Origin of the sequence: Streptomyces sp. NPDC006624 (assembly GCF_040611555.1) — a bacterium.
Classification (GTDB): Bacteria; Actinomycetota; Actinomycetes; order Streptomycetales; family Streptomycetaceae; genus Streptomyces.
In genome coordinates this window covers 303,720-318,624 of sequence record NZ_JBEXOM010000008.1, presented here as the reverse complement: position 1 = coordinate 318,624, position 14,905 = coordinate 303,720, and the positions used below count along the sequence as shown (strand labels likewise).

Here is a 14,905-nt window from a genome sequence, read left to right as displayed (position 1 = left end):
CTCGTCGAGGCCGGCGCCGGTGAAGGTGACCGTTCCGGTGGGGGTGCCGCTGCCGGGGGCGACTACCGCGACCGTGGCGCACACGGTGACGGTCTCGCCGCACACCGAGGGAGTCGGATCGACCGTCACCGACACCGTGCTCGCCGCCGGGTCGACCGCCGCCTCCGCCGAACCCGTCGACGGGGTGAAGCATGTGTCGCCGTTGTAGGTGGCGGTGACGGTGCCGGTGGTGAGGCTGCTGGTGGTGAGGCAGGCGGTGCCGTCGGGGGCCAGGTCCACGGTCTCGTCGAGGCCGGCGCCGGTGAAGGCGACCGTTCCGGTGGGGGTGCCGCTGCCGGGGGCGACTACCGCGACCGTGGCGCACACGGTGACGGTCTCGCCGCACACCGAGGGAGTCGGATCGACCGTCACCGACACCGTGCTCGCCGCCGGGTCGACCGTGACGTCGAAGGAGTCGGTCGCGGGCGCGTAACACTCGTCACCGCCGTAGGCGACGTTGACCGTGCCGGTTTCCAGCACCGTGGTGGTGACGCAGGCGGTGCCGTCGGGGGCCACCTCTGCGGTCTCGTCGAGTCCGCCGGGACCGGTGAAGGTCACCGTGCCCGAGGGGGTGCCGATGCCGGTCGACGCCGGCGTCACGGTGGCGCAGAGACTCACTTCCTGCCCGCACACCGACGGGTCGGGGTCGGCCGAGGAGGTGAGCACGACCGGCGCCTGCTCGACGACGTGCAGCAGCAGCGGCGAGTTCGACGCGTCGAACTCCGCGTCGCCGCTGTAGAAGGCGGCTGCGTCATGGAAGCCGACGGGCAGGTCGCTGATGGTGACCTGCGCCTGTCCGCTCGCGTCCACGGGTGCGGACAGCATCGGACCGTTGTCGCTGACGATGAAGGAGACGGAGCCGGTGGGGGTACCCGCGCCGGGCGGCACGGGGGTCACCTGCGCTGTGAGGGTGACCGGCTCGCCGCACATCGAGGGCTCGGGGTCGAAGGACAGGGTGGTGGTGGTCTGCGCGAGGGTGACTTCCTGCGTGTCCGCGCCGGAGGACGTTTCGTACTCGGTGTCGCCCGAGTACGTGGCCTCCATCGCGTGCGTGCCCACGTCCAGGGCAGCGGTCGCGTACTGGGCCTGGCCGCTCGCGTCGAGCGGGACCGTTGCGACGGGTGCACCGTCGAGGACGAAGTCGACCGTGCCGGTCGGGGTGGTGCCGCCACCCGGTTCGGGCTGGACGGTAGCCGTGAAGGTGACTTCCTGACCGAAGACGGATGGATCCGGTGTCGAGGTGACGTTGGTGGTTGAGCTGGCCATGGTGTTGCTCCTTTCGGATGATCCGCGAGAGCGGGTGAAGGGAATCGCTCAGTTGGCGTACAGTCGGTGAGGGATTTTCGGTCTCGCCGCTGCGGTGTTCTGGTCGGGAATCCCTGGTCCGCTGCGATTCATGGCGGATCGCCTGCCGATAGCACCAGTAGGCGCCCGGTTCGACACCGTGGTCCAGATGGTCGAATGGAATGCCACTCGTTCGGAGCAGCGCACTCAGTAGCGTGGGAAGTGAAAAACCCCAATCCGACGGCGCATTGGCGCCTCCGCCCTGCCGTGCTGTCCGCGGAAAGAAAGAGTCCGTCGATCTCCTCTCCCGTCCCCTCGCGTGTTCACCGGGTGAGTTCACGGCACGCCCGCGATCGTCCCGAGGGGGGAGTGTCGACTTTTCCGTCGGTGAGGTCCTCGGGCGCGTCAAGGCGTCATGGTGGGGGATTCCGACCGGCGTTCACGGCATACGGAAGCCCCTCGGCGCACCGGTCTTTTTGTGCAGCGAGGGGCTTCCGTGCGGTTTCCGTCCGGTCTCACGCCGGCGGGTACGGGATGGACGCCGGGCCGCTCCGGCGTCCGCGCGAGGCGGGGCGAGGTGCGTACGGCCTCGGGGGTCTGCCCGCGCTCCCTGAGGGCCGGTCGATCTCCGGTGCCGACGGCGGACTACTGGCGGACCGCGGTGATGGAACCGCCCCCGCCTGCCCTTTTGTTGGCGGAGTCGGCTTCCTGCCGTGTGGGGTACTGGCGCGTGACCCCGTCGGGGAGAACCAGCCGGTAAACGGTCGTCGACCGCCCGGCGCGTCCGCTGCGCCCGCAGTTGCATGGCATGGTGTGCCTCCTTCCGTCCGGCCGCTCGGTTGGCCGGTCAAGTGAGGGCCGCGAGGATTTCGGGGCATGAGCGCGCCCTCGGCCCATACCGCTTATCCCCGACTGTCGCCACGCCGACACGCGCCGTCAATTAATCACATTATTGGGGGTGAAAGTGGCCGTTCTTCCAACCCGCTTGTCAATCAAGCCAGTTGGCGGCCAGGCCGGTGAGATAGGAGAGGGTGAGCAGCGTGGCGCCCGCCTGGAACCACGTCTCCTCACCGGCCCAGTAAGCGAGCGCGGTGACGGCGCCCGCGACCCATATGCTGACGCACCATCCACAGGTGATCAGATACGCCGGCCGGGAGTCGTCACCGAAACGATCGGCGACCCGGGAGCGAAGTCCCGCAGCGAGAGCGTCCTTCGTGAGGAATCGCGTGATGCGGCAGACCGTGCCGAGCGACAGGAGGAAGACCAGCACACTCATGGAAATCATCGTAGGGATTCCCCTCCTTTCTCTCGCCCGTTTTCGTGAATCGGCCTGGATGCCCGAGTGACGGAAAAGGCAGGCGTTTCCGCAGGGGCGCAAGGGGCGGGCGCGCCCTGATCGCCCCGAGGCGCGCCGGGCTGAGGGACTACGCATCATCGGCTGCGTCAGCCGTCGTGCCGCCGGCGAGGACCTCAGGGACGACCGCGCCGACGCGGGCCCGGGTCACACGGTCCCCGCCCTGCGCGCCGTCCGCACCGAGCCCGGCGCCGAGGGCCGCCCTGCCACCGCCACCGTCCGCCGGCCCCGCCACGGCGCACGAGTCCCGCACGAGGAGGCCGGCGCCCTCGACGACTCCGTCCGGAAAGCGGATCGGCACCTGCCGCGACGCGGCATTCGTCGCCGAAGCGATCGGCGCCGAGAACCGACCCATGTGACCCCCGCCCATTGACCCATGGCTACGCACAAGTAAGTTGACTCTGGAGTAAGTAAGCACGGCAGCACGTCAGTCTCATCCGCGACCGGGAGCCGTCATGGGCGTACGCAGGGATCTGAAACGGGCGAAGCAGCGCACCGACCTGGCGATCCGCACGAGAGCCGAGACCGTCAGGGACGAGCGGGGCGTGGTCCGCGAGGCCCGCGTGGCCCCCCTCGCGCCCCGCCCGACGACCGGCAGCATCGCCGACATCCCCTTCACCAACGCGGCCGAGGCCGCCGACGCGGTGGTCTTGCGCCGGGAACGGCACGGCACCTGGCAGCCCGTCACGGCGGCGGCCTTCGCCGCCGAGGTCACCGCCGTGGCCAAGGGCCTGATCGCCGCCGGACTCGAACCGGGCGGCCGCGTCGCGGTGATGTCCCGCACCCGCTACGAGTGGACGGTCCTGGACTTCGCCGTCTGGTCGGCGGGCGGCCAGGTGGTCCCCGTCTACGCCACCTCCTCCGCCGACCAGGTGGAGTGGATCGTCCGCGACTCCGGCGCCCGGTACGTCGTCACGGAGACCGCCGCGAACGCCGCGACGGTCCTGACCGGCACGGCCGCCCATCCCGAGCCCCCGCGCGTCTGGCAGCTCGACGGCGGCGCCCTCGACGAGCTCACCGCCCTCGGCCGGGACGTCGCCGACGAGGAGGTCACCAAGCGCCGCACCGCCCTGACCCCCGGCACGACGGCGACCCTCTGCTACACCTCGGGCACCACCGGCCGCCCCAAGGGCTGCGTCCTCACCCACGCCAACCTGCACGCCGAGGCCGCCAACACCGTCGAACTGCTGCACCCCCTGTTCAAGGAGGTCACCGGCGAGACCGCCTCGACCCTCCTGTTCCTGCCGCTCGCCCACATCCTCGGCCGCACCCTGCAGATCGCCTGCCTGATGGGCCGCATCGAGATCGGCCACTGCCCGAGCATCAAGCCCGACGAACTCCGCCCGGCACTCAAGGCGTTCCGCCCGACCTTCCTGGTCGGCGTCCCGTACCTCTTCGAGAAGATCCACGACACCGGCCGCGCCACCGCCGAGAAGCTCGGCCGCGGCGCCTCCTTCGACCGCGCCCACCGCGTCGCCGTCCGCTTCGGCGAGGCCCACATGAACCGCTTCCTCGGCAGGGGCAAGGGCCCCGGCCCGGGCCTGTGGGCCGCGTGGGCGCTGTACGACCTGCTGGTCTACCGCCGCGTCCGCAAGGAGATCGGCGGCCGCATGCGCTACGCCATCAGCGGCGGCAGCCCCCTCGACCGCGAGCTCAACCTCTTCTTCTACGCGGCCGGCATCCTGATCTACGAGGGCTACGGCCTCACCGAGACCACCGCCGCCGCCACCATCGTCCCGCCCCTGGCCCCCCGTCCCGGCACGGTCGGCCTGCCGGTCCCCGGCACCGCCGTGCGCATCGCCGACGACGGCGAGGTCCTCGTCAAGGGCGGCATCGTCTTCACCGGCTACCGCAACAACCCGGCCGCGACCGGGGAGGTGCTGGACGACGGCTGGTTCGCCACCGGCGACCTCGGCTCCCTCGACGAGGACGGCTACCTCACCATCACCGGCCGCAAGAAGGACATCCTCGTCACCACCGGCGGCAAGAACGTCTCCCCGGCCGTCCTGGAGGACCGCCTGCGCAGCCGCCCGCCGGTCGGCCAGTGCCTCGTCGTCGGCGACAACCGCCCCTACGTCGCCGCCCTGATCACCCTCGACCCCGAGGCCCTCGCCCACTGGCTCGCCGTCCGCAGGCTCCCCGCCGACACCCCGGTGTCCGAGCTGGTCCACGACGAACGCCTGCGCGCCGACGTCCAGAAGGCCGTCGACCACGCCAACGCGGCCGTCTCGCAAGCCGAGTCGATCCGCGCCTTCGCCCTCGTCGAGGGCGAGTTCACCGAGGAGAACGGGCTGCTGACCCCGTCCCTGAAGGTCAAGCGGCAGGCGGCGACGGCGGCGTACGCGGAGCAGATCGAGGCGCTGTACGCGGGCAGGGGCTGATACCGGGCCGAACGACAAGGGCGGGCCGCCGAGCAGGTGCTCGGCGGCCCGCCCCGTTCGGCGCCGCTGGGTCAGTCCCTGCTCGCCGAAAGGATCGACACGTCCTCCAGCAGATGCGCCAGCGCACCGTCGCGCTTGGCGTTGGTGGAGTTCTCGACACACTGCTGCTGCTGGTGGTCGGACAGGACCGGGATGTCCTGGACGACCCCGCCGATACCGACGGGCAGATCGTTCACGGCGATGCACGGCTTGTTGAACGAGCCCTGGATCAAGGCCATCTGCGGGCTCATGTTGCCGTACGTGGACGAATTGCCGAAGCTCTGCATCGCCCCGTTGCCGTTCGCGGAGGTCGGACCGCTGTCGTCGCCGACCGCCAGTGCCTGGGGGGCCGCGGCAGCGGAGGCTCCCATGACGGAAGCGGCGATCGCCGCGGTGGCAAGAACCTTCTTGATCACTGACCAGTCCTTTCTGAGGAAACCCCGTCCTCCGGAGCGTTCTGGTCAACTGCGCGGGCGGTGCATGGTTTCTCCCCGTCACTCGGTCAGCCCACGCCAGGACAGTTCGTGTGTTTTTCCTTCTCTTTCCTGTCGGGAATTCTGAGTGCTGCCGCCAACCGGGTGAACGCCCGCAACCATTCATCCGGAGCCGGGTTGATGAGGCCGTAGGGCAATGCGTCGCTACGAGGAAAGGAACGCGAAGTGCTCAAGAAGGCAATGGTCGCCGCAGCGGCGGCCGCCTCTGTCATCGGTGTGTCGGTGGCGGCCGCTCCCCAGGCTCTTGCCGTCGGGGACGACTCCGGACCGTCCATCGCCAACGGCAACGGCGCCTCGTCGTCGTTCGGCAACTCGGCGACCAAGGGCGACATGAGTCCTCAGCTCTCGCTGGTGGACGGCTCGCTCAACAAGCCCTGTGTCGGTATTCAGGACGTCAACGTCGGTACCGTCACCCCGGGCGGCATCTTGATCCAGGACGTCCCGATCCTGTCGGACCACGTCCAGCAGCAGTGTGCGGACAACTCGACGAACGCCAAGCGGGACGGCGCCCTGAACCACATTCTGGAGGACCTGTCGGTCCTGTCGGCGATCCGCGGCTGATCGCCCCGTACACAGCCCGCGCGGCCCGTTCGACCCACGGCGGGCCGCGCGGTCGTACCCGCGCTCGTTCATGCGGCATTCGGGTGAATTCCCCGGATGCCGCATTTCCCTGGTTTCTTCGGATGTCCATTACTCGTTCACAGGCCGCGGGTCATGGTGCGAGCCGCACAAACCGCGCTCGCTCGGTTTCGGCCGACAGAGGCATGACCGCAGAGAAGGGAAAGTACATGAAGAAGAGCACTGCTGTCGTCGCGGGCGCGATCATGGTCCTGGGTACGGCCGGCCCGGCCATGGCCGACTCGGGTGCCAAGGCCGCCGCGGTCGGTTCCCCGGGCGTCCTCTCCGGCAACGTGATCCAGGTCCCCGTGCACATCCCGATCAACGTGTGCGGCAACACCCAGAACGCCATCGCCGCCCTGAACCCGGCCTTCGGCAACGTGTGCGCGAACGACTGACGTCGTCACGCACCGGCTGCGACGTGGTCGGCCCCGAGGGAACCGCGTTCGCCCCGGGGCCGGCTCTTCCCACTTCTACCAGCAGGAAGACTACGAGATTGCGACAGACCCTGAGCAGGGGAATGGTCGCGGCGGCGGCCGCGACGAGCATCCTGTCCCTGTGCGGCGGCCAGGCACTCGCCGACTCGTCGGCCGACGGCGCCGCCAAGGGCTCGCCGGGTGCCGCGTCCGGCAACGAGCTCCAAGCCCCCATCCATGTACCGGTCAACGTCTGCGGCAACACCGTCGACGTGGCCGCCGTGCTCAACCCCGCCTTCGGCAACTCCTGCGCCAACGAGTCGAACGCGCACGGCGGTCGCCAGCACGGTGGTTACGGACACGAGGGCCACGGGCGTGGTGGTCATGAGCACGGTGGTCACGGACACGGCGACCGTGACTCCTCCGGAACGTCCGCGCACGGCACGACCGGAAACTCGCCCGGTGTCGCCTCCGGCAACACCGTGCAGGTGCCGGTCGAGGTGCCGGTCAACGTCTGCGGCAACACCGTCAACGCGGCCGCAGTGCTCAACCCCGCCTTCGGCAACTCCTGCGCCAACGAGGACAGGTCCCACGACGGCGGCTACGGCGACGACGGCGGCTACGGCGACACTCCCCCGGTGAAGCCGCCGCACACCCCGCCGGCCGAGCATCCGCACAGCCCGCCGCCGGGCGGCCACAGCTCCACGCCCCCGAATGCACCCCAGGTGGACCACCCCACGCCGCCCCGGGGCGGGACGGAGCGGCCGCCCAGTCTCGCCGAGACGGGTGCCGGGGCCCTGGCCGGTGCGGCGACCGCCAGCGCCGCCCTGATCGTGGGCGGCGCCATCCTCTACCGGAGGGGCCGGACAGCCGGATCCCACCGCTGAGACAGACGGGTGCCGGACGGCGACGTCCGGCACCCGCAGGACCCGTGGGGGCGGCGCGCCGCCCCCACGGGAGCCGCATCGCCCGGCCTCATCCCCCCCGATCACCGGTGCGGGCGAGCGCGACACTCGAAAGCCCCAGCGCCGGTGGCGTGAATGCGCTTCATATGACTGGGTGTCAATAAGCGGAGAGGTGACGAAAGGGACGGCCATGACCACACAGAGGCGACGCGCACGGTCCAGGAGGCTGGCACTCGTCGCGGTGGTGGTCGCCGCCTCGGCGGCCCTCATCTCCGGTCACACGGTTGCCGCGGGAGCGGCGCGGCCCGCCGGGCCACCGGCCCCCGCGGTCACGCCGGCGGCCCAGGCAGTTCCGGTGGACCCGGCGGGCGCACCGGCCCCGGCAGTCCTGGGGGCCCCGGCAGTCACACCGGCCCCGGCACCCTCCTCCACTTCGCCCGCCCGACCCGCGCAGCAGCAGACGGCCTTCGGCGCCTACCTCGACTTCGGCCCCCGCGGCGTGACCCGCATGGCCGAGTTCAGCGCCTGGCTCGGCGGCGCCGACCTGCGCGTCGCACACACGTACCTGCCGGGCGACCGCTGGAGCAACATCGAGGGCCTCCCCGGCTTCCTCGACGTCTGGGCCAACTGGCGCCGCGAGCGCGCCGACCGGCTGCTCGTCCTCAACGTGCCCATGATGGAGCGCAACGAGGAGGGCGTCCCGGACCCGGAGGTGCGCCGGCTGCTGCGCGAGGGCGCCGAGGGCCGGTTCGACCACCACTTCCGCAAGCTCGCCGAGCGGCTCGTCGAGCTGGAGGTGCCGGACACCGTCCTCGTGCTCGGCTGGGAGATGAACGGCGTCACCTACACCCACCGCTGCGGACCCGATCCCGAGGCGTGGAAGCGGTACTGGAACCGGATCGTCACCACCATGCGTGCGGTGCCCGGGCAGAAGTTCCGGTTCGACTTCACCCCGAGCCGCGGCCGGGACGCCGTGCCCTGGACGCAGTGCTACCCCGGCGACGACACGGTCGACATCATCGGCATGGACGCCTACGACCAGCCGGAAGGGATGTCGTTCGACGAACAGATGAAGGAGCCCTACGGGCTCGAGCACCACGTGGAGTTCGCCAGAGCCCACGGCAAGCCCATCTCCTTCCCCGAATGGGGACTGTTCCGCAACGGCGACAACGCGGAGTACATGCGGCGCATGCTCGCCTGGATGGACGAGCACAAGCCGCTGTACCAGACGCTGACGGACTACTGCCCGCACGGCGTGTGGCAGTGCGACGGCAACCCCCGGGCGTCCGAGGTCTACCGGACCCTCCTCTTCGGCCGCGACGGCGCCGCCGCCCCGGCCTCCGCCGCCCCGGCTTCCGCCGCCCCGGTCTCCGCCGCCCCGGCCCGGCCGTCGGCACCGGCGCCCCCCACGCCGCAGCCGCCCGCGCCCACACCGGCACGCCCGGCGAACTGCTCCCCGCTCAACCTCGGCGACTGGGCCAAGTACTGGGCCGGCGGAAAGCTCTGCCTGCGCCTGGACTGGTGGTCTCGCAACGCGCGGTAGCAGGGCACGGACGAAGCACCGGCGGCGGCCGGCCCGGTCAGGGCCTGCTGCCGCTGCCGCGATCCCCGCGCTCCCCGAGGCGCTGCAGCAGCTGCTTGCCCCGCCGGCGCGCGGCCGCGTCCCACAGCGCCGCCGACAGCAGGGGCGCCGTCCGTCGCCGGGCCAGCAGCAGCCGCTGGTTCACCACCGTCCGCGGGCGCCAGTGGTGCTTGTACGGCTCGTTGCCGCGCAGCAGGCTCAGCGTGCCGGGCGTGCCGTCCTTGGTGTGGGTGGCGGCCGCGTCGAGGAGCATGGCCGCCACGTCCGCCTTCCGCTCCCGCAGACGCGGATGCGCGCCGTACAGGTAGCCGCCCGCGAGCAGCGGCGACATCAGCGTCACGTCCACGGCCACCACCTCGCCGTCGAGCCGGAACTCGGTCACCACCGCGTCCCCGGAACGCACCATCGGCCCGACCGACCGCACCAGATGCTCCCGGAACCGCGTCCGCAGATGCTCCGACGTCACCTTGCGCCCCCGCCACTGCATCCGGTGCAGCTCCAGCAGCCGCAGCAGCGCCGGTTCCACCTCACCGGGGTCGACCATCCGGCGCTGCACGCCGAGGGTGTCCAGCTTGCGCAGCTTCGCACGCAGCCGCTGCTGGCTCTTCGACGGCAGCCGGGCGATCAACTCGTCGATGGGGCCGGCCGGCAGCTCCAGGCACGCCGAGTCGTCCACCCGGCCCCGCGGCCCTGGCCAGCGGTCGTGGACCCGCTCGGCCGCGCCACCGGGCCGCACCTCGCGCAGGTCGATCAGGGCGGTGCGGGCGGCGGCCGACAGCGCGCCGGTCAGCGCGGCCAGCGCCGCCTCGCCGTGCTCGTCGTCCACCAGCACGTCCCCGTAGTCGGAGATCGCCCCGCCGAGCGGCACCAGCACCGGCAGCGGCCACCGTACGAGGGTGAGCGGGGCCGCCGCGACCAGGTCACCGAGGTGCCGCACCAGCACCAGCCGCAGCCTGCCGCGTCTGCCGTAGGACTGCCACCACGAGTGCAGCCAGGCGTGGCTCTGGAACGGGGTCGCGGACGCGCAACGCCGGTGCAGCCGGTCCCAGTCCGCGGCGAGCCCGGCGAAGGCCCGCTCGTCGGTGACCAGTTCGGCGGCGTACGTCACAGCTGCCGGTGCGCGTAGGCGGCGACGGCCGGGCCGGGCACGGCCGCGGGCGGTCCGGCGGAGCCGTCGGCCCGCCGCGGCCGGACCAGCACCACCAGCCCGCCCAGCAGCCCGCCCGCGCTCGCGCCGACCAGCCCCGTCACCCCGGCGGACGCCGATGACGGCTCCGCCGGTGCCACCGCACGGGCGAACTGCTGGAGCTCGACGTGCGTGGACTTCTCGGAGTCACCCGCGTGCCGGGTCAGCGCCCGGGCCACGGAGTTGGCCATGTCGGCGGCGAGGTCCGGGCGGGAGGAGGTCGCCGTGACCGCGACCATCGGCGCGTCCGGAGAGGTCGCCGTCCGCACGCTCTCCCGCAGCGTCTCCACGGGCACGCCGGCCCACACCTGCGCGTCCCCGAGCACCGCGAGCTGCGTGGCGACCCGCCCGTAGGCCTGGGCGAATCCGAGGGCGGTGGCCGTGTCGGACTTCTCCGTCGGTACGGCCACCACGTAACTGGTGGCCGTGTACGCCGGGGTTTTCACCAGGCCGTACGCGCCGCCGAGCAGCCCGCCGGCGACGGCCCCGGCGGCGAGCAGGGACCAGGGGGGCAGGGATCTGGCGAGTGAGGTGACCTGGCGGTGGCGCCGTGCGGGGGTGTCGCTCATGAGGTGGGGGCTCCCTGGAGTGTGGGGGATAGGGGGCGGGTGACCGCGGCGTAGACGTCCATGAGCCGGGCTGCGCTGCGGGTGATGCAGTAGTGGCGGGCGGCCTCGGGTGCGGAGCGCTGCTCCGGGACCCGCCGCCGCACGTCCGTCAGGGCGCGGGCGTAGGCGTCGGGGCCGCCGGTGACCCGCCGGGCGGCGGGCGCCGCCGACGGGGGCAGGTCCTCCAGGGCCGGGCAGGAGGCGTAGAGCACCGGCAGGCCGGACGCCAGGGCCTCCACGATCGCCAGGCCGAAGGCCTCCTCCGGGGACGGCGAGGCGAGGACGTCCATGGCGGCTGTCAGCGACGGCAGGTCGGGGCCGGGCGAGCCGTCCGGGACGCAGGGCCGCTCGCCGGTGAACAGCACCCGCTCCGCGACCCCGGCCGCCCGGGCGGTGCGCCGCAGCACGGCCTCCTCAGGGCCGCCGCCCACCAGCAGCAGCCGGTGGTCGTCGGGCAGTTGTGCCAGCGCCCGGATCAGGACGCCGAAGCGTTTGCCCGGCGCGAGACGACCGACGGCTCCGACGACGAACGCGCCGTCCGGCAGGCCGAGCCGGCGCCGCGTCTCCCGGCGGCGGGCCGCGTCGAAGCGGAAGCGGGCCAGGTCGATGCCGTTGGGCACGACCTCGATGCGCGGTCCGGGCACGCCCCAGTGCCTCAGCCGCTCGGCGACCGTGGGGGAGACGGCGACCGTCGTGCGGCCCAGGCGCTCGCCCGCCAGGTACAGCGCGCGGACCCCGGCGTTCAGTGGGCGGCCCTCCATCTGCGAGTCGCCCAGCGAGTGCTCGGTGGCGACCACCGCCCGGACTCCCGCGAGGCGCGCGGCGATCCGGCCGTAGAGGCAGGCGCGGTACAGGTGGGTGTGGACGAGCTGGTAGCCGCCCGCGCGGATCACCCGCACCAGCCGCGGCAGCGCGCCCAGGTCGCGGTTGCCGGCCATGCCGAGGTGGTGGACGCGCACCCCGTCGGCGCGCAGCCCGTCCGCCACCGGGCCCGGGTTGGTCAGCGTCACCACGTCGCAGTCGACGGGCAGGTGCCGCAGCAGCAGCCGCAGTTGCTGCTCGGCCCCGCCCACGCCGAGCCCGGTGATGATGTGCAGGACCCTCACCGCGGCTCCTGGACGGGTCGGCGGCGCAGCCGGTGCAGCCGGTACTTCAGGGACAGCCGCGCGGGCGTGTCGCGCTGGTCGATGTGCACCCGCGGCAGGGCGTGCGGGCCGCCGAGCGGGCCCGGGTCGATCGCGCAGCCGTAGGCGTAGCCGGCGTCCCGTACGGCGTCGACGGCCCGCCGGTCGATCGTGCCGTACGGGTAGCAGAAGCCGGCCGGCGGTGTGCCGGTCAGCTCCGCGAGCACGGTCCTGCTGCCCTCGACCTCCGACGTCAGCGTCACGTCGTCGGCCTGGGTCAGGTCGACGTGGGTCAGGCCGTGCGAGCCGATCTCGATGCCCTCGGCCGCGGCGCGCCGGACGCCGGCGGCGGTCAGCAGCGGCTTGCGCGGGCCCCGCGGGTCCCAGGCGTTGTCGCCGCCGAGCCGGCCCGGCAGCACGAACAGGGTGGCGCCGCAGCCGTGGCGGCGCAGCACGGGCAGGGCCTCGGAGAGGAAGTCGGCGTAGCCGTCGTCGAAGGTGAGCCCGAACAGGCCCCGGCCCTCGCCGCGGGCCCGGGCGGCGAGCAGGTCGGCCATGGACACACCGCGCAGCCCGCGCCGCCGCAGCCGGCCGAGCTGCTGGTCCAGCCGCTCGGGCGTGACCGTGATGCGGTAGGGGTCGTCCGTGGGGTCGCCGACGGAGTGGTACATCGCCACGAAGAGGACCGGTCGGGGACCGGTGGCGCGGGGTGTGGTGTCCGGGATGTCAACGGGAGCGGCCATGAAGGAGCCTTCGTGAGACGGAACGGAGCAACTTCAGCGCGGCCACGCAGCCCTGGTCGCCCAGGACACGGCCGAGTGGGAGGAAGACGGCGGCGACGGCGAGGAAGCCCGCGGCCAGCGCGGGCACGGGGGCGTCGCAGGTGCTCGCCGCCCAGGTGCCCGCGAGCGTCGCCGGCACCGCAGCGCCCAGCGGTCTGGCCAGGTCGGCCGAGACCCTGCGGGTGCGGATCGGGATGCTGCGCGGACCCATGCCGGCCAGCAGCAGCGCGGCGGTGACGGTGATGCCGGCGGCGTTGGCGGCGGCGATGCCCATGACGCCCCAGGGGCCCACCGCGCACACGCCCGCCACGGCGGTGACGGCGAGTCCCGCGGCCATCGCGCCGAGCGGGTACCAGGTGACGCGCCCCGCCGAGAAGTAGGAGCGGATGAGGGCGCCGACCAGGGTGTGCGCGAGCAGCCCGAGGGCGTACACGCGCATCACCCGCACCGTGGCCGCCGTGTCCTCGCCGGTGAACGCGCCCCGCTGGAACAGCACTTCGACGATCTGCGGGGCGCAGGCCACGACGAACGACGCACCGGCCAGCACCAGGCACGCGGCCAGCGCGAGGTCGCGCTCCACGCGGTCGCGGGCGCGCTCGGTGTCGCCGTCGGCCAGGGCGCGGGCCACCACCGGGAAGGTGACCGTGCACAGCATCAGCGACAGCGTCATGGGGATCTGCGAGATCTTCTGGGCGTAGTTCAGGTGCGAGATGGCACCGGAGGGCAGGCCGGAGCCGAGGTACCGCTCGATCAGCACCTGGGACTGCCGGCACAGCGCGAACAGCAGGACGGCGGCGAGCAGCGCCACCCCCATGGGACGGCCGCCGCCGTCCAGCCCGCTGGGACCGGTCACCGCCCGCGCCCGCAACTCCCGCCACAGCACCGGCAGTTGCGCCAGCACCATCAGACAGCCGCCGATCGCCACCCCGGCCGCCGCAGCGCGCACGCCCCACCGCCCGCCGAGCACGAGCACGGCGGTGATGATGCCGGCGTTGTAGACGACGTAGATCGCCGCCGGGGCCAGGAACCTGCGGTGCGCCCGCAGGGCCGCGCTGCAGTACCCGGCGAGTCCGAAGGTCAGGACGCAGGTCGCGGTGAGCCGGGTGCAGTCGACGGCGAGCGCGGGGTCGGGCAGGCCCGGGGCCAGGACCCGCACGAGCTGCGGGGCGACGGCGGCCAGGAGCGCGGCGACGGCGGCGAAGGCGAGCGACAGCCGGGGCAGCGTACCGGCGACCAGCGCCCTGACCGGGTCCCCGGCGGCGCCCTGCGCCCGCCGGGCCAGGGCCAGGCTGAACGCCGGGATCAGCGCGATGGCCAGTCCGTCCTCGATGAGCAGGGTGGCGGCGAACTCCGGCACCGTCCACGCCACGAGGAACGCGTCCGTCTCGCTCCCCGCCCCGAACATCCGGGCCAGCGACTGGTCCCGCACCAGCCCCAGCAGGGCACCGGCGGCGGAGAGCGCGGCCGTGACGAGGGTGGCCCGGGCGAGGAACCCGCGGGTCACGGGCGCCTCGGCGGAGGAGACGCCGGTGTCGGTGGGGGCCTCGGACGCGGCCCGGGCAGCGGTGGAGGCCCCTCCGGTGCCCGCGGAGGTGTGTGAGATGGCGTCGCTTCCGTTCCTGGCCGAAGTTCCTGAGAGGGCCCGGCCCTGACCTTCGCCCGGGGCCCCCGAGAGGGCCCGGCCCTCGTCCATGGCCGCGGGCGGCGGCACCGGCGGGTGTTCGCCGGGGGCCGGGGGGCCGGGGGCGGCCGGGGGCTCACCGTTGGACCGTGGGGCCGTCGGGTGCGCGCCGTCGGGCCATGGCGCTGCCGGGTGCGCGCCGTCGGGCTGTGGCGCCGCCGGGTGCGCGTTCGTGGCCGAAGGCCGGGGAACCAGCGGGTTCTCGCTGCCGACCGAGGGCTCACCGTCGGGTCGTGGCATCGCCGGGTGCGCGTTGGTGGCCGAAGGCCGGGGAGCCGCCGGGTTTTCACTGCCGGCCGGGGGTCCGGGGACGGCCGAGGGCTCACCGTCGGGTCGTGGCGCCGTCGGGTGTGCGCCGTCGGGCCGTGGCGCCGCCGGGGGCTTGTTCGTGGCCGAAGGCGCGGGAACCAGC

13 protein-coding genes and 1 pseudogene are annotated in these 14,905 nt (G+C 73.0%); 6 read left to right on the top strand and 8 right to left on the bottom strand.

The features are described from left to right. Both ABZY20_RS18310 and ABZY20_RS18305 read right to left on the bottom strand, forming a co-directional pair. Positions 1-1,305: Ig-like domain-containing protein (locus ABZY20_RS18310; RefSeq protein ID WP_356442547.1), on the bottom strand; the 1,305-nt coding region annotated here is incomplete at its 3' end. 1,006 nt (positions 1,306-2,311) lie between these two features. Then, positions 2,312-2,599, bottom strand: coding sequence for a hypothetical protein (locus ABZY20_RS18305; protein ID WP_356442546.1), 288 nt, complete (start codon positions 2,597-2,599; stop codon positions 2,312-2,314). A 151-nt stretch (positions 2,600-2,750) separates the two neighbouring features. On the opposite strand from ABZY20_RS18305, the pseudogene ABZY20_RS18300 reads away from it, so the two are divergent. Beyond that, positions 2,751-2,942 (top strand): annotated as a pseudogene (locus tag ABZY20_RS18300) (VWA domain-containing protein); the annotation flags it as partial. Positions 2,943-3,132: 190 nt separating this feature from the next. Continuing rightward, positions 3,133-5,058, top strand: coding sequence for an AMP-dependent synthetase/ligase (locus ABZY20_RS18295; RefSeq protein ID WP_356442545.1), 1,926 nt, complete (start codon positions 3,133-3,135; stop codon positions 5,056-5,058). A 71-nt stretch (positions 5,059-5,129) separates the two neighbouring features. Here the strand turns inward: ABZY20_RS18295 and ABZY20_RS18290 are convergent, their stop codons facing one another. Next, entirely contained in the window at positions 5,130-5,513 is a 384-nt protein-coding gene (locus ABZY20_RS18290; RefSeq protein ID WP_356442544.1) for a rodlin, read from the bottom strand. Positions 5,514-5,756: 243 nt separating this feature from the next. Here ABZY20_RS18290 and ABZY20_RS18285 point away from each other — a divergent pair, with 243 nt between their 5' ends. From ABZY20_RS18285 to ABZY20_RS18270, 4 genes are all read left to right on the top strand, one after another. Then, positions 5,757-6,152 carry a rodlin gene (locus ABZY20_RS18285; protein WP_356442543.1) on the top strand — a complete coding sequence of 132 codons (396 nt, stop codon included), beginning with the start codon at positions 5,757-5,759 and terminating at the stop codon, positions 6,150-6,152. 227 nt (positions 6,153-6,379) lie between these two features. Beyond that, the gene (locus tag ABZY20_RS18280; RefSeq protein ID WP_356442542.1) at positions 6,380-6,607 is read left to right on the top strand and encodes a chaplin; all 228 of its coding nucleotides are present in this window, start codon (positions 6,380-6,382) and stop codon (positions 6,605-6,607) included. A 98-nt stretch (positions 6,608-6,705) separates the two neighbouring features. Continuing rightward, positions 6,706-7,512 (top strand): chaplin, encoded by an 807-nt coding sequence (locus ABZY20_RS18275; protein WP_356442541.1) that lies wholly within the window; start codon positions 6,706-6,708, stop codon positions 7,510-7,512. A gap of 208 nt (positions 7,513-7,720) precedes the next feature. Beyond that, complete coding sequence (locus ABZY20_RS18270) at positions 7,721-9,073, top strand: glycosyl hydrolase (RefSeq protein WP_356442540.1); 1,353 nt, start codon at positions 7,721-7,723, stop codon at positions 9,071-9,073. Between the two features lie 37 nt (positions 9,074-9,110). Here the strand turns inward: ABZY20_RS18270 and ABZY20_RS18265 are convergent, their stop codons facing one another. Genes ABZY20_RS18265 through ABZY20_RS18245 form a run of 5 tightly spaced genes read right to left on the bottom strand, consistent with a single transcriptional unit; the run spans position 9,111 to position 14,505 of the window. Next, positions 9,111-10,220, bottom strand: a complete 1,110-nt coding sequence (locus tag ABZY20_RS18265) for a GNAT family N-acetyltransferase (RefSeq protein ID WP_356442539.1) — start codon at positions 10,218-10,220, stop codon at positions 9,111-9,113. Continuing rightward, entirely contained in the window at positions 10,217-10,867 is a 651-nt protein-coding gene (locus tag ABZY20_RS18260) for a lipopolysaccharide biosynthesis protein (protein ID WP_356442538.1), read from the bottom strand. The genes ABZY20_RS18265 and ABZY20_RS18260 overlap by 4 nt, the downstream gene beginning before the upstream one ends. Next, positions 10,864-12,012 (bottom strand): glycosyltransferase, encoded by a 1,149-nt coding sequence (locus tag ABZY20_RS18255; RefSeq protein WP_356442537.1) that lies wholly within the window; start codon positions 12,010-12,012, stop codon positions 10,864-10,866. Before ABZY20_RS18255 ends, ABZY20_RS18260 begins: the two co-directional genes overlap by 4 nt. Continuing rightward, positions 12,009-12,773, bottom strand: coding sequence for a polysaccharide deacetylase family protein (locus ABZY20_RS18250; RefSeq protein WP_356442536.1), 765 nt, complete (start codon positions 12,771-12,773; stop codon positions 12,009-12,011). Before ABZY20_RS18250 ends, ABZY20_RS18255 begins: the two co-directional genes overlap by 4 nt. Beyond that, the gene (locus ABZY20_RS18245; protein WP_356442556.1) at positions 12,757-14,505 is read right to left on the bottom strand and encodes a lipid II flippase MurJ; all 1,749 of its coding nucleotides are present in this window, start codon (positions 14,503-14,505) and stop codon (positions 12,757-12,759) included. The genes ABZY20_RS18250 and ABZY20_RS18245 overlap by 17 nt, the downstream gene beginning before the upstream one ends. Between the last annotated feature and the right edge of the window lie 400 nt (positions 14,506-14,905).

Bases quoted from the DNA above. Each gene is read 5' to 3' on its own strand.
- ABZY20_RS18305 (WP_356442546.1), bottom strand. From the start codon at position 2,599: ATGAGTGTGCTGGTCTTCCTCCTGTCGCTCGGCACGGTCTGCCGCATC.
- ABZY20_RS18295 (WP_356442545.1), top strand. From the start codon at position 3,133: ATGGGCGTACGCAGGGATCTGAAACGGGCGAAGCAGCGCACCGACCTG.
- ABZY20_RS18280 (WP_356442542.1), top strand. From the start codon at position 6,380: ATGAAGAAGAGCACTGCTGTCGTCGCGGGCGCGATCATGGTCCTGGGT.
- ABZY20_RS18270 (WP_356442540.1), top strand. From the start codon at position 7,721: ATGACCACACAGAGGCGACGCGCACGGTCCAGGAGGCTGGCACTCGTC.
- ABZY20_RS18260 (WP_356442538.1), bottom strand. From the start codon at position 10,867: ATGAGCGACACCCCCGCACGGCGCCACCGCCAGGTCACCTCACTCGCC.
- ABZY20_RS18250 (WP_356442536.1), bottom strand. From the start codon at position 12,773: ATGGCCGCTCCCGTTGACATCCCGGACACCACACCCCGCGCCACCGGT.
- ABZY20_RS18245 (WP_356442556.1), bottom strand. From the start codon at position 14,505: ATGGACGAGGGCCGGGCCCTCTCGGGGGCCCCGGGCGAAGGTCAGGGC.